This is a genomic window from Synechococcus sp. PCC 6717 (genome assembly GCF_022698185.1).
Taxonomy (GTDB): Bacteria; Cyanobacteriota; Cyanobacteriia; order Thermosynechococcales; family Thermosynechococcaceae; genus Thermosynechococcus; species Thermosynechococcus lividus.
On record NZ_JAKLTV010000001.1, the window covers coordinates 395,182 to 409,428 of the forward strand.

A 14,247-nucleotide genomic window follows, 5' to 3' on the forward strand; every position below is an offset into this window, starting at 1 on the left:
TTAGGGTTCACTAGCGGCAGATGAGGGCTATTTCGGAGTCAGGGAGATAGTATAGGAATTAAGACTTATGGCATACCGTTAGGTACCTATACATAGTTAGCACTCTCATAGTTAGCACTCTCAAGGTGAACGTTAATCACCTTTTGTGTTTACTTGTATTTATCGTTGTTGTTCCCGTTTTTTCATACCGCAAGCCACCTCTATGAACGGCTCTGATCCTTTTCTTGCGCAGATCTTGGAACGGCTTCCCCACCCCGTTTTGGCGGGCGATCGCAAGGGGGTCGTTCTCTTCGCTAATGCAGCCGCAGAATCGTTGGTGGGGCACTTGGCCTGTAGTATGGTGGGCACACCTCTGGATACACTGCTAGGCATTCCCTTTCAGGTGTCTCAAGAGCGCATCCGCAACGTGCTGCAAACTCAGCGGGCTGAGCAATGGAACTGTTATGACCCCACCGATCAACGATGGTGGCAAGCAAACCTGACTCCAGACCCCACGGGGTTTACATTGATTTTAACGGATATTACCGAGCACCAACGCAGCCGCATTTTGCAGCAGGCGCAAGTCAGCGAATTAGAAAAATGGTGGCAGCGCTTTCGCACCCTCACCAACCTCGGACAGCACTTGTTTTGGGAGTGCTCTGGCGATCGCTGCCAGTGGAGCGGCAACAGTGAACGGGTGCTGGGGTATGCCCTAAGTGACCTGCCGCTGACTTTACAGGGGTGGCAACACCTCATTTACCCAGAGGATCGGGCGACCTTTGCCGACGCAATCGGCCTTAGTCAACGGCAGGCGGCCTGTTTTGTGCTCGAGTATCGCATCAAGCACGCTAGGGGGCACTACGTGTGGGTGTGCGATCGCCGTGAATTTAACCCTGATCTAGGGGGGCTAACGGCAGTGGGGTTAATCTCTGATATTAACGAGGCCAAGGAACAGGAACTACGGCTGCGCGAAAGTGAGCAACGCTACCGGAACCTAGTGGATCATCTGCCGGCGATTCTCTATCGCTGCGCGAACGATGAACACTGGACGATGGAGTACCTGAGTCCAACCTTTAGTAAGTTGGCGGGCTACCCTCACACGGAGTTAATTGGCAATCGCATCCGCAGCTACGCCAGTATTACCCACCCCGAGGATGGCGATCGCGTCAACCGGATCATTCATGAGGGCTTAGCGAGCGGCCAGCCCTTTGATGTGGGGTATCGCATTCTCCATGCCGATGGCTCCATTCGTTGGGTGCATGAGTATGGCCAAGGGGTTTACGATGCAGCGGGGCAGGTGATCGCCCTCGAAGGCATTTTAGTGGATGAAACTGAGCGCATTGCCGCTGAGCACGCCCTCCAGCAGAGTGAGTATCGGTGGCGGGCGGTCTTTGAAAATGCCCAAGTTGGTATTGTGCTCACCAGYCCCGCCGAAGGCTACCGCCTCACCTACTGTAACCCCGCCTTCTGTCAATTTGTTGGCTACAGTGCAGCGGAACTGGCTCAACTCACTGCCCATGATTTAACCTTTGCCGAAGACTGGCCGGAAGAAGCAACCCTGATCGAAGAGTGTCAATTGGGGCTGCGCAACACCTACCAAATCATCAAACGCTACCGGCACAAGCGCGGCCACACCCTTTGGGGCAACCTCACCCTCTCCTGTGTGCGGGATTCCCAAGGGCACCCCCAAATTTTAATTGCCCTCATTGCCGATATTACCACTGAGCGGCAGTTACTCCTTTCCCTTGAGCAGCAGCAGAACCGCTATCAGCAGTTAGTGGATAACTGTCCGGTACTCATTGTTACCCTAACCCGCGAAAAAACCCTGCTCACCACTAATTGGGCAGGCTTAGATGTCTTGGCTACCGCCCAAGTGACCCCCGGAATGCACTATGCTGCCTTACTTCATCCGCAAGAGTCACTGCAGCGCGTGAACGCCTTAATCGAGCGAGTATCGCAAGGGGAAACCCTCAGCGGCGAGGAGCTTCTCTTTCGCGGTAAGGACGAGCAACCTCGCTATATGCTCTCCCATCTATTTCCGCTGATGGATGATGAGGAGCAGCTTATGGGCTGTGTGCTAGTCAGCACCGATATTAGCGATCGCAAACGGGTGCTGGCCGAACTGGATGAACGGGAAGCCCAATACCGCAGCGTCTTTGAGTCAGTGGCAGAGGGGCTGGCTATTTATGATCCCCATGCGGAACACATGATTGAAGTCAATACCGCCCTTTGCAAAATGCACGGCTACAGCCGCGAGGAGATGTTACAACTGCCTCCCCAACAGCTTGTTCATCCCGACCATTTTCAAAAGGTTAAAGACTCTCTGGAGGCCATCCGCCAGCACCGCACTTGGCAGGGGGTCTCTCAACACCGGTGCAAAAAAGGTCACCTCATTGATGTCGAGATTTTCGCTACCCCACTCCTCTATAAAGGCAAGGAACACATCCTGTACGTAGTTCGGGATATTACGCAACTGAATCGGATCGAGGCGGAGCGATCGGCAGCCGTGCACGAGCTAGAGCAGCGAAAAATACTGCTGCAAAATTTGCTTGCAGATTTAGATGTGGGCGTAATGCTCATCAGTGCAGATCTACGGGTGCAGCTTGTCAACCCTAAAGCATGCCAACTCCTAGGGGCTAGCGCCTCTGACCTGCTTGGGCAAGCTATTGTTGAGCACTCATGGCAGGCTCTCGATGCTGAGGGTAACACGATGCCACCAGAGCAATTTCCAGTGATGCTCGCGATACAGGAGCAACGCCGGATTCAAAATCGGGTGATGGGGATTCTCAATCTGCGCACCCAAGAGCGCATTTGGCTTCAGGTGACAGCAGATCCTCAGTTTGCCCCGCATGGCACCCTTGAGCAAGTAATTGTTACCTTTAGCGACATTAGCGATCGCAAGCAGAAAGAAGACCGACTGCAACACCAAGCCGATCAACAGCACTGCCTCAGCCAGTTGATTCAAGCCATTCGCGACTCTGCCGACCTAAATACGATCTTCCAAACCGCCGCACAGGATACCAGCCGTCTGTTGCGCTGCGATCGGGCAGTCATTGTCAAGTATCACGCCGATCAAGGCCATTGGCTGCCCTTGGTTGAGCATCTTGGGCACGCCGACCTCAGGCCGACCCTAGGAGTAGCCATTCCCGATTGCGACAACCCCATTGCTGATCGACTTTCTCAGGGAGAAATGGCCGAACTGCCCTCCTTTGAAGCGGTTCAGCCCACAGATAGCATCAACCGGGGAATTGCCGAGCAGTTTGCCGGGGGCTGGTTAATCTGCCCTATTCAATTGAGCAAGCAGATTTGGGGGGCATTTTCCCTCCAACGGTGGGTGAATCCGTGCGGCTGGAGTGATGAAGAAAAAAAACTTGTACACACGATCGCTGGGCAATTGGCCGTTGCCATTGAGCAAGTGGGGCTTTACAACTACCTGCAAAGCAGGAATGCTGAGCTATCGCGCCTTGCCACCATGGATGGGCTGACGCAAATTGCCAATCGTCGCTACTTTGACCAGTACCTTGAACAGCAGTGGCAGTTGGCACAGCGAGAAAAAACTAGCATGACGCTGATATTAGGGGATGTGGATTTCTTTAAGGATTTTAATGATCACTATGGCCATCAAGCGGGGGATGAGTGCCTGATCGCGATCGCCAATACCCTGACTCAAGCGGCTCGTCGTCCGACGGATTTGGTTGCCCGCTACGGTGGCGAAGAATTTGCTCTGATTTTACCCAATACCACCCTACTCGGGGGAGTGCGCATTGCCGAGCGGATTCAGCACCTTGTGTATCATCTCAATATTCCCCATGCTGCTTCTGCGGTGGGCGATCGCGTCACCCTGAGTTTAGGGCTTGTAACCCTCATGCCCCAAGTCGGCCAAGCAGTAGCTGAGCTGATCCGGCTAGCGGACGAGCAACTTTACCGAGCCAAAAATAGAGGCCGCAATATCTACTGCTGCTATCCTGAGCACCCTGCTAGCACACAGGGGGAAACGTTATAGCTTCCTTGCGCGACCTTAGGAAACAGCCGCTGGCTGCCCACGACTGCTGCTAGGGTGCCGAGCACTGCGGCAGATCTTTGATAGGATGAGCCTCAAGGAGTTGCCGCCTGTATTGCCCATGAACCTTGCCAATCAGTTCCAAAGCGGTTTCACCCTCTTTCTGAGTTTATTAGTAGAGGCATTTCCGTTTCTTTTATTGGGAATTCTCCTCTCCAGTCTGTTACTGCTGTTTATTGATGAACAGGCGCTGATCCGCCGCCTGCCGCGATCGCCGCTGTTAGGGGCATTGGTGGGTAGTTGCATTGGCTTTTTGTTCCCAGTGTGTGAGTGCGGCAATGTGCCGGTCGCTCGCCGGCTGCTTGTTCAAGGAATGCCCGCCTCGGTGGCTATTGGTTTTTTGTTGGCGGCTCCCACCATTAATCCAATTGTGATCTGGGCAACGTGGATTGCCTTTCGCGATCAACCGGAAATTGTTGTTTTTCGAGTGCTCTTTTCGCTGGCGATCGCCACCATCGTTGGCTGGGTCTTTAGCTGCCAAGCCGATCTACGCCCTTTTTTGCAACCCACCGTCACAGCGATGATGCCGCGCCCCCAACCCGAAACCGTTGCAGTTCCGGCACTGCTGCAATCCGGCACCTACCTGCTAAGTTCCCCGGGTCAACCCCTTGCCCTTGACACCCTCACCCTAGCCCCTAGGGTCTCCCCCCAACCGTGGCCACAACGGCTACCGCTCCTGCTGGATAACATTCTCCAAGAGTTTCGGGAGCTAGGGGGGATTTTAGTCCTTGGTAGCCTCATTGCCGCTGCCATTCAAGTGGCCGCCCCCCGCGAACTGATCCTCAGCCTAGGCCAAGGCCCCGTCATTTCCATTGTGGCCATGATGATTCTGGGCACCGTTATTTCCATTTGCTCAACAGTGGATGCCTTTTTTGCCTTGGCCTTTGCAGCGACCTTCACCCCCGGTGCCCTGTTAGCTTTTTTAGTCCTTGGCCCGATGGTGGATCTCAAAGGTATTGGCCTGCTGCTGACCATTTTCCGTCCGCGGGCGCTGATCTATATCTTTATACTGGTGGCACAACTCACCTTTTCCCTTTGTCTATTTCTGAATTTGCAGTGGAGTTAGCCGTGGTCGTCAAACCAGACTGGTTACGGGTCAAAGCCCCGCAGTGGCAGCGGGTTGGCAATGTCAAAGAACTGCTACGGGATTTAGGCTTAAATACCGTGTGCGAAGAAGCCTCCTGCCCCAACATTGGCGAGTGCTTTAACGAGGGGACAGCAACATTTTTAATGATGGGCCCTGCCTGTACCCGTGCCTGTCCTTACTGCGACATTGACTTTGAAAAGAAACCCCTCCCCCTTGACCCCACAGAACCCGATCGCCTTGCCGAAGCCGTTGTGCGGATGCAGCTCAACCATGTGGTCATTACCTCGGTGAACCGCGATGATTTGGCGGATGGAGGAGCGAGCCAGTTTGTTGCCGTCATTCAACGGATTCGCGATCGCGCAGCCCGCACCACCATTGAAGTTTTAATTCCGGATCTGTGCGGCAATTGGGAGGCACTTGATCGCATCCTGGCGGCTGGCCCAGATGTCCTCAACCACAATACCGAAACAGTGCCGCGCCTCTACCGCCGTGTCCGCCCCCAAGGCAGCTACCAGCGCAGCCTAGACCTGTTACAGCGTGTCCATGAAACAACACCGTGGATCTACTCGAAATCCGGCATTATGGTTGGTCTCGGGGAAACTGTTGCCGAAGTGGAAGCGGTTATGCAGGACCTGCGACGGGTGGGCTGTGACATCCTCACCATTGGTCAGTACCTGCAACCTAGTTCTAAACATCTAGGCGTGCAAACCTTTGTGCATCCAGAGCAATTTGCAGCTTGGCGCACCCTTGGCGAATCTATGGGCTTTTTACAGGTGGTGTCGTCGCCGCTGACGCGGAGCTCCTACCATGCCGAGCAGGTACGATCACTGATGGCGCAATACCCCCGCCAACGCCCTTCACAACAGCTGTCTTAATTGGCATGACATCCTCCCGACGCTGACCCTACGGGTGCAGCCCGAAACGTATCGCTCCCTGCACCCCTCATTAGTTAAGATTCGGGTTGCGTTGGTGGTGCCTGCTCCGGGGGCGGTTGTTGTTGCCACACAGCAACGCCAATACCCAGTACCAGCGCCACGGTCACGGCAATGACCACAATCCATAGCAGCGGAGACTGGGGCGGGGGCGAGGGGGTAAACCGCACCGTCTTTTCAACCATGGGGGGCGGCACGGCATTAAAGTTCGTTTCTTCCACACCTTCGTGCTCTTGCTCTTCATCAACAATGGTGGCGGTCGTCGTCTGGGGGACTGCCTTAATGCTGTGATAATTGATGCTGTTGAGATATTTCGTAAATTCAGCCTCTGCCATGGAAACGGTGGTGTAGTGGGCTTTGACATGGCCGCCGAAGCTGATTTCATCCCCGGGGTTAAGATTATGACTTTGAACCCGTTTACCATTGACCAGAATGCCATTGGCACTTCTTTTGCCATCGGCATTGCCATCGACAATGCGATAGCGGTAGCCCGAGGGGGAGGGTAAGCGTAATAACAAGGCGTGTTGTCGTGAGACACCGTGCCCCTGAATCACGATTGCGTTACTGGCGTCCCGCCCCACCGAATAGGTGGCGGCATCTAACGGAATGGTTCGTTTTCCCGTTTCATCTTCGATGTTGAGCAGATGATACTCACTGTTACTGTCCATTAGGGAACCACCTCAACAGCAACCGTAACACCTTTATATTACTTGGGCATCAGCAGTATCTGGTAGGATCAGCAAAGTAAACTTCCCCTGACTGAAGTCAGGGGCTTTCAGTAGCCCTGAGCCTGTTATGTTCTGCAAGAGAACAAGACAAGCCCGAACCTCTAGGCTGGTTTACAACAGCCCCCAAAAGCGCAATTACACTAGCACCATTGAAATCTGCGTCTCCTGTCCAGCCACAATGCCCGCACTTAAACTGCTTCCCAGTGCGATAGGACTGCTTTGGGTCGGGGTAAATATGCAGGCATCTGTGGCAAGTTTGACTACTGTAGCGAGGATTAACTAGCACTATTCCCACACCTGCTTTGAGTGCCTTGTAGCTAATGAAGCTACGCAGTTGGTAAAACGCCCAACTGTTGGCACGCCTACKCTCTGTTTTAGAACGAGGTACTTGATTAGTGCGCTCCCGTATCCCTGTCAGGTCTTCCAAAGCAATAACACTGCCCGTTGCTTTTGCCCTTGCCACAATAGTCTTAGAAATGCAGTGGTTTACCCATGCCTGAAAGCGTCTCTCCCTGCCAGATAGCCGTTTCACCAGTTCCCGACATCTACGCCTAGAACTGCGTGTGCCTTTACTAGCCTTGTGCTGGAGTACCGCCCTCAGTTTGGAGTAGTGGTCTCGTACCTTAGTTAACTGCTGTCCATGCCAGTTGTCTCCTTCCGATGTATGTGCAATGTCTGTCCTACCGAAGTCAACGCCCAAAACCCCATGTCCAGTCTGAGGTTCTGGCAATTCTTCCTTTACTTGGATGTGGATATAAAACTTACCATCTTTGCGTTTGCAGAGAGTGGCAGAAGTAGGCTTCTTGCCCTTGAGTTTTTCTATCTGGTAGTTACCCACCACTAAGGGAATGCGTTCCCGTCCGTCTAGGGTGGAGAGGCTAACGCATTGTTCTTTCGCTCTGTAGTTAAACAGGCGAGCATCATAATCCACAGAAGTAGCCCTGAATTCCTTAACCTTTCCCACCTTGCGGTTAGCGGCAACTCTGGCACAAGCCCTGACAGCCAAGTTAGCGGTTAAGCCGAATTGCTGTCGTACTGCTCTGTAAACTTCTTTCTGAATACGGTTCTTGTTAGTAATGCTGGGGCAAATGGTACTGTTGATGTATCTGCAAGCCTCAGCGAAGCCCTGCAGAACTTGGTCTAGCTTGACAATTTGCTCTGCAGTGGGATTTAGTTGACAGACAATGGTCAGTATTTGCTGTGGCATGAGTTCATTTTATGCGCCTAAATGGTACTATGGCAACTGAAGTTGCTAAAGAGGCTTTCCTCCCCGCACTGAAGTACGGGGCTTCCAGCCCTACCCGATGTGAGTTTGCAAGCGATGGTTACTTCTTTGCGTGTTGGGCTAGGGAAATGGCTGATACTGCTCAGCGTTTTCTCCCTTGCTCCTGGATGCTATGCGACTACGATGCCGCAAGCATCGGTGCCTGCGCCCACCCCAAGTCCTCTGTACACTGCTGTTGATGAATTTGGGCAGCCAGCCTTTCAAATTGATGGTCGTGCTCTGTTTCGCGATCGCCCCTTGCCCAGTGGCCCTATTGTCACCGCTCCGCTGAAACTGTTGCGGGTGTTACGCAATACGCGGCAGTATTTTCACGAGTACGGTGTAGCGGATCCGGTGGTGCAGCGCGAGGGGGTTCTTGCTGTCCAAGGGGTGAGCCTCACGGACGTATTAGCCACCCTTGATTTTATGATTGCCATCCTCACGGAGGACATTAGCAATAAACGCCCCATCCGTTTGCAAGATCCAGCGTTTATCAATCAGCATTTTCGGGTGATCCAGTGGCTCCCCCACAATCCTCGCGATCGCCAACAAACCCAGCAGCTGCGTCTGACCAACTACGCCGTTTTCACCCACACTGGCTCCCGCAGCCGCACCGCCACCTACAATACTGCCCTCTACGCCCTGCCCGATCGCCAACCAGATCAGCCGGAAGATACCTTTTATAGGCAGTTAACGAAGCAGCAGGTGCTCGCAGGTATTTTTGAACCTGGTGGCGCGCTGCACGGACGAGTCCGACCACTGGCTTACCTCACCCGTGCCGCCTTTGAAGATGCCCTGATGCAGGGAACCATCCTAGTCAACTTTACGGATGGCGGCAGTGCCTTTTTTAATGTGGATCGCAACAATGGTATTGCCTTTGTTAAAGGGGTGACGCCTTACGATCAGCGGCGTTACTGGTACTTTCGCCAAGTGGCCGCCATCAAAGGCTATGGCAGCAGTATTGAAAACAAGATCAACATTGAGCCAGAAGTGACCTTTGCTGGGGATGTCTGGAATGTAGGGTTGGGTCGCGTGGTCATGATTGAAGATACGCGCGGTGGGCGATCGCAGCTACGCCTAGGGGTTATTGCCGATACGGGTGGGGCGTTTGCACCGAACCTGTACCAATTAGACTTTTTGGCTGGGATTTTCCCCAATCCCTCAGCGTACCAAGCGGTTGCCCGCACTCTACCGGACTATGTCCGGGGCTACATCCTCATCAAAAAGTAGGTATGTGGCGAGACCCTGCTCCATACCCTAGCCCTTAAGACTGGGGGAGGGGAATACATTTGCCGTTGTAATGGTTCATGGCTGCCTCTAGCCCCGCTTCGATACTGTGGTCAATAGCCGCCACGGCAAGGTCGAGGACGTGGGGCAACACCATTAGTTCAGCCGCTGAAAAGTTCCCCAGCACAAAGGGAACAGCGTTGCGAGGGCCGGTTTGGGTGAGGCGATCGCCAAAGGCAATCCCCACCTTTAAGCGCGGAAACTCTTGAGAGTGAAAGTGCTGCACAATGGACTTAATGCCGTTATGCCCCCCTGTTGAGCCACTCAAGCGCAGCCGTAGTCGCCCTAGGGCAAGGTCGGCATCGTCATAGACCACAAGGGTACGCGCAAGGGGTAGCTTATAAAAATTTAAGAGGGCATACAGCGATCGCCCCGAGCTATTCATATAGGTAGTGGGCTTAAGAAGGCGAATTTTTTGACCGTACAGCACACCTTCGCCCACGTCCCCCAAAAACCGCCGCTGCGCAGTTAAGGTAATCCCATGCCGCTCGGCAAAGGCATCGAGCACCCGGAAACCAATGTTATGCCGTGTTGCCGCATACTCACTGCCCGGATTGCCTAAGCCAACAATGACACAGGGTTGAATGAGTGCCGCCATTACCCCTAGGCTGAAGGCTCGCGGCTAGACTCACCCTCAACCGCAGTCTGCTTTTCCTGCTCAAGGGCAGCGGTCTGCCGTTTCATCTCATCTTGGAATTCGCGGGAGGCTTCCTCAAAGGCGCGTTTGGTTTTACCCAAGCTGCGGCCAATTTCCGGCAACTTTTTCGGACCAAAAATGAGCAATGCCACCACCAGAATCACAATTAGTTCCGGCAGACCAATACCAAAAACGTTCATTGCCTATCCCAGAGCTTTCCAACTCACGTTAACACCATCGAGGATGAGTGTCGAGTTGTAAATCTGGAGGATAATCAGCAAAAACACCAAAAATAACCCCATGAACACGGCCATTAAGGGAGTGGTGCCCCAACCAGGAGCAACTTTACCGTATTCCGAGTTAAGGGGGCGCAGAACATCGCCAAGCCAAGTACGTCGTGCCATAAATGCCTTTTGGTGAACTAAATGAACAGCGGTTTAATGTTTCGTAATATTATAGAACCATATCTTGTTCACATTTTCGATCTATCCTATGGAACCTGCAATAGTTCTTAGCATTGGCCTTGCTGCGGTCTGTATTGGCGTTACTGGCTACTCGATCTACCTCTCCTTTGGGCCACCCTCTAAGGAGTTGGCGGATCCCTTTGACGATCACGACGATTAGAGGCCTTCGATGGGGACACCCAAGAAGCTGGCGATCGTTGCTCCTTGGGTTTCTAGCTCCGCAAGGGGCAGCGGTGCCCCCACGCGCGTTAGCGGAATGTCGCCCCGGCCTTTGATCTTGAGGTAAAGGCTACGCTTGGGATTTAGCCCGTCTTTGATCACAATCTTGAGGGCTTGGACATCACTGAGGGGGCAACTGACTTCAATCTGGCGATGTTTGCCGGGAAACCCCCAGCGAAAGATGCGCACAACGCCCGTGTCTTTATTAAATTCATTAAACCCGCCACCAACGTCCCAGGCGATCGCCAACCAGAGGTAGGTGGCTAGGAGCAGCGCCGCCACCCCATAAAAACCGATGGCAATCCCTTGGGGAATAAACGCTAGCTCTAGCGGGTTGCCAATGGGCAGCAGGTTCACGTGCAGATAGCTCGAAAGACCTGCCAAGAAAAACCCCAGCCCACCGATAGATACAACAGTTGCCCAAAAGTAATTACTCAGACGGCGGGAGCCGAGCACCGCATAGCGAAGACAGGATTCTTGACGGGGAGACTGCTCAGTTACGGTTGGGTTCGCCATAGCTGCAATTCATCAAAGGATTAGGAATGAGGAGCCTGCTGGGTATTCCCCTAAGCTCTCTATCCTATGGTACACGGTGCCGCTCCTAGGGCTGTGCCTTCAGGGCATTGAGCAGGTGGTGGCGATCGCCCTCAAGAGCCTGATCCAGTTGCGGCAAAAAGACATTATCAGGCCAAAGCGCTTGAAATAGAGTCACCATGGGTAAATTGTCAATGGCAATAAAAAAATCCGTGGGTTGCGGGCCATCAACGATGCGGCTGTTGACCCCAAAGCCAGCCCGACGATAGCTGATTCCCACCGCTGGTGCGGCTGAGCGCAACCAATTGAGGGGATTGTTTTGCCCCCGGAGGGAGCGCACAATCTGCTGGAGTTGCTCAGTATTGATGGTGGTGCCAGCCCCATACCGCCACGCGGTTTCCAGTAGCAGCAAGCGGTTCCGTTCGTCATACCATGCCCGCAGGAAAAGCTGCCCCACGTTGGGGGGATGGGGAGCTTCATGGGGGGTGCTGGGGAACTCACTAATGGTTAGCAGCGGCTCTAAGAGATCGCGAAAGGCAGAGGGCGGCAGGGCGCTCAAACGGTCTTTGGCGGCTGCTAGGTTTCCCTGCCACCACTGCAAAACGGTGGCAATTTGGCGGACGTACTCAGCAGCGGCACTCGTTGGGGGCAGTTCTGTTTCGAGTTGGGCATAGCGACGGCTCACGGCTTGGAGAACGGGGGGATAAAAGGGGGCAAGGGGAGCACTGCGCCATGCTGGGCTGGTGATGAACAGTGGATGGCGCAGAACTTCTAAGGTGAGCGCCTCTGTCGCTAGCTCAGGTTGATTGTTGGCAATGAGAGCCAGCCCCAAGCCAAGAAAGTTCCCCCGTTTGGCAGGGACAAGCTGGGCGGCTTGGGCAAACGCTGTGGCGGCTTGGGCAAATTTCCCTTCACGCCAGTAGAGCCAGCCCACATTACTGTAGCCAAATTCTAGGTAAGGAGAGCGTTCAATCCCTTTCTCGAATTCGGCGATTGCCGTGCGTAGCAGCGCAGATTGCGCCTCGACAGTCTCTGTTTCTATGCCCCGCTGACCGTAGTTCCAGCCCAGTTGTAGCGGATAGTAGGGCTGCCACGGTGCTAACTCCTGCGCCTGAAATAATTTCTCGGTAAACCTGTTCCACTGGGGTGGTTCCTCAAGGAGGGCTAAAAAGCCATCACTGGCCGCCCACCAAGCGCGATGGATGGGGGTTAACCATGCGATCATTGCCATCATCACCCCTAACCCACTGGCCACGAGTAACAGTGCCCAGCGCGGTCGCAGTCGGTTCGGAGGATTTTGGTGCTGGCCAGTGCGCAGTAGGGTTGCCAACAGGGTGAGTTCCAGCAACAGCAGCCCGCCAATGCCAATATTGTCTAACTGAAAGTCCGTGAGGCTAAGGATGCTATAGCCAAGCAGCGCCAGATATATTGCGAGAGCCAAGCGCTGCTCATGAACGCTCAACTGCAGCCACCAGCGACGATAGCGCACGGCCCAATAGGTTAAAAGAACGATGCCTAAGACGAAAGCGCCAATTCCCCAAATCCCTAGCTCAGCCCACAATTGCACGGGGGTACTGTGGAGTTGATAGATCCACTCCGCTTCGCGACCTGCCCAGGCAGGACGGTAATGCTGATACCACAGGGGGACACTCCCTAACCCATTGCCCGTCAAGGGCTGGGCGGCTCCCATGCGCCACCCCACAATGCTGGTGATCCAGCGGTAGGCCAGTTCCGCACCTTGACCGCCTTGACTCAGCGCCACTAGACTGCGCCGCAGGCGATCGTTGGCCAAGGCAATCACCAGTAAGCCAATGATCGTCAGCCCCCCCATCTGAAGCCACCGCCGCGAAGCCTGCCGTTGCTGCCAGATCAAGCCGATGAACAGGGCGATCGCCATCGCCATTAAGCCAAGGCCACCCCCCCGCGAGAAGGTGGTGTAGAGATCCACCAGACCCAATAGGAGCACCCCCAACCAAAAGGGGCGCGATCGCCACCAGCGAGACTGCGGCTTAGCCTGTAGTGCCAACACCCCCACCAAGGGCAAGGCCAGCAATAGATAGCCCGCCACATAGTTTTGATGCCCAAAGGGAGCCCAATTGCGCAGCTCAAGGGCATCGGTATTGATCTGAAGTGACAATCCTTGGGTACTGAGCGTTGCTTGGCGCAGCCATTCCGGCACCAATGTTGTCCCCAGCCATACCCCCAAACTCACCACCACAAAAGCTACCGTCAGATACCCTTGGGCTTGCACCAGTTGCCAGCGCCGTTCTGGCGATCGCAGCCATGCTCCAAGGGGATAGATAACGGCCAGTCCCCCTAACAACGCCCAACCATACCAACGCGCCTGATTGGGAAAGGCACTAACGGTTCCCGAAATGGCCAACCCCGCTAGGAGCAGCAGTACCACCCCATCCAAGCCATTGCCAAGGGGTTGCACTCGCCGCTGATAGGCCAACACCTGTAAAAACCACAGCAGCGGCACCCCTAACGCAGCTTGCCATAGCAGCACCCACGGCCACGCCACCATCAGACTATGACTATCGGGAAGCAGGGTAAAAAAGGCATACCCCGCTGCTGTCAACAGACCGAGCAGAACCCCCTCTTGCTTAGTGGCCTGCTCTGCCCAATGGGGTTGCACCTCAGCCATAGGTCAGACTAAAACCCAAGGGTATAGGGGTTGAAGCCACCCCAGCCACCCAACTCATCTAAGCCGATTTGGTCGCCGCCAGTGCTGTAGATATAGTTGGGGCTGCCGACATAATCATCGTTAACCAAGGCATAGTCCTGAGCTTGACGAATCACATCGGCAACCGCCTGCCGTTGGGCTTGCTGGGCAGCTTGATCCAGAATTTGACTATCCTGTTGGAGATTGGGGGCAGGCTGGGTCAGGGGCAGCCCCTGAGCTTCAATTGGCCCCCCTTGTTCGAGGGGAGCAGCCGTGGCTCCTTGGGCAAGGGGTTGAGCAACACGGTGCTGGCGTTCTTCTCGCTCAAGGATTAGAGCCATGGCCGTACCACTCCATAGGAGTCCCATACCCAATCCTAGGGTCAGCGCAC

General features: G+C 54.4%; 13 protein-coding genes. 5 read left to right on the forward strand and 8 right to left on the reverse strand.

Annotated features, from left to right (window positions below):
- The first annotated feature begins 202 nt into the window (after positions 1-202).
- From L5470_RS01970 to lipA, 3 genes are all read left to right on the forward strand, one after another.
- Positions 203-3,982 carry a PAS domain S-box protein gene (locus tag L5470_RS01970; RefSeq protein ID WP_499497820.1) on the forward strand — a complete coding sequence of 1,260 codons (3,780 nt, stop codon included), beginning with the start codon at positions 203-205 and terminating at the stop codon, positions 3,980-3,982.
- A 118-nt stretch (positions 3,983-4,100) separates the two neighbouring features.
- Positions 4,101-5,105: a permease gene (locus L5470_RS01975; RefSeq protein WP_099799839.1), complete on the forward strand. Its 1,005-nt coding sequence runs from the start codon at positions 4,101-4,103 to the stop codon at positions 5,103-5,105.
- A 2-nt stretch (positions 5,106-5,107) separates the two neighbouring features.
- Positions 5,108-6,001: a lipoyl synthase gene (gene lipA / locus L5470_RS01980; protein ID WP_198406224.1), complete on the forward strand. Its 894-nt coding sequence runs from the start codon at positions 5,108-5,110 to the stop codon at positions 5,999-6,001.
- Positions 6,002-6,075: 74 nt separating this feature from the next.
- On the opposite strand, the gene L5470_RS01985 is transcribed toward lipA, so the two are convergent.
- On the reverse strand, positions 6,076-6,726 hold the full coding sequence (locus tag L5470_RS01985) for an FHA domain-containing protein (RefSeq protein ID WP_499497822.1): 651 nt from the start codon (positions 6,724-6,726) through the stop codon (positions 6,076-6,078).
- 97 nt (positions 6,727-6,823) lie between these two features.
- Positions 6,824-7,993, reverse strand: a complete 1,170-nt coding sequence (locus tag L5470_RS01990; protein WP_499497824.1) for an RNA-guided endonuclease InsQ/TnpB family protein — start codon at positions 7,991-7,993, stop codon at positions 6,824-6,826.
- A gap of 201 nt (positions 7,994-8,194) precedes the next feature.
- On the opposite strand from L5470_RS01990, the gene L5470_RS01995 reads away from it, so the two are divergent.
- Positions 8,195-9,280 carry a hypothetical protein gene (locus L5470_RS01995; protein WP_499497826.1) on the forward strand — a complete coding sequence of 362 codons (1,086 nt, stop codon included), beginning with the start codon at positions 8,195-8,197 and terminating at the stop codon, positions 9,278-9,280.
- Between the two features lie 34 nt (positions 9,281-9,314).
- On the opposite strand, the gene pth is transcribed toward L5470_RS01995, so the two are convergent.
- The 3 genes from pth to psbH are packed head-to-tail and all read right to left on the reverse strand — an operon-like array spanning position 9,315 to position 10,378.
- Positions 9,315-9,935 (reverse strand): aminoacyl-tRNA hydrolase, encoded by a 621-nt coding sequence (gene pth / locus L5470_RS02000; protein ID WP_499497828.1) that lies wholly within the window; start codon positions 9,933-9,935, stop codon positions 9,315-9,317.
- Between the two features lie 5 nt (positions 9,936-9,940).
- Positions 9,941-10,174: a TatA/E family twin arginine-targeting protein translocase gene (locus L5470_RS02005; RefSeq protein WP_099798550.1), complete on the reverse strand. Its 234-nt coding sequence runs from the start codon at positions 10,172-10,174 to the stop codon at positions 9,941-9,943.
- 3 nt (positions 10,175-10,177) lie between these two features.
- Complete coding sequence (gene psbH / locus L5470_RS02010) at positions 10,178-10,378, reverse strand: photosystem II reaction center phosphoprotein PsbH (protein WP_099798551.1); 201 nt, start codon at positions 10,376-10,378, stop codon at positions 10,178-10,180.
- Positions 10,379-10,466: 88 nt separating this feature from the next.
- Here psbH and psbN point away from each other — a divergent pair, with 88 nt between their 5' ends.
- Positions 10,467-10,598 carry a photosystem II reaction center protein PsbN gene (gene psbN, locus L5470_RS02015; protein WP_099798552.1) on the forward strand — a complete coding sequence of 44 codons (132 nt, stop codon included), beginning with the start codon at positions 10,467-10,469 and terminating at the stop codon, positions 10,596-10,598.
- On the opposite strand, the gene L5470_RS02020 is transcribed toward psbN, so the two are convergent.
- The 3 genes from L5470_RS02020 to L5470_RS02030 form a co-directional block, all read right to left on the reverse strand.
- Positions 10,595-11,173, reverse strand: coding sequence for a photosystem I assembly protein Ycf4 (locus tag L5470_RS02020; RefSeq protein WP_448526215.1), 579 nt, complete (start codon positions 11,171-11,173; stop codon positions 10,595-10,597). The genes psbN and L5470_RS02020 overlap by 4 nt on opposite strands.
- Positions 11,174-11,258: 85 nt before the next feature.
- Positions 11,259-13,838, reverse strand: coding sequence for an O-antigen ligase family protein (locus L5470_RS02025; protein ID WP_499497831.1), 2,580 nt, complete (start codon positions 13,836-13,838; stop codon positions 11,259-11,261).
- 8 nt (positions 13,839-13,846) lie between these two features.
- On the reverse strand, positions 13,847-14,224 hold the full coding sequence (locus L5470_RS02030) for a hypothetical protein (RefSeq protein WP_499497833.1): 378 nt from the start codon (positions 14,222-14,224) through the stop codon (positions 13,847-13,849).
- Positions 14,225-14,247: the final 23 nt, after the last annotated feature.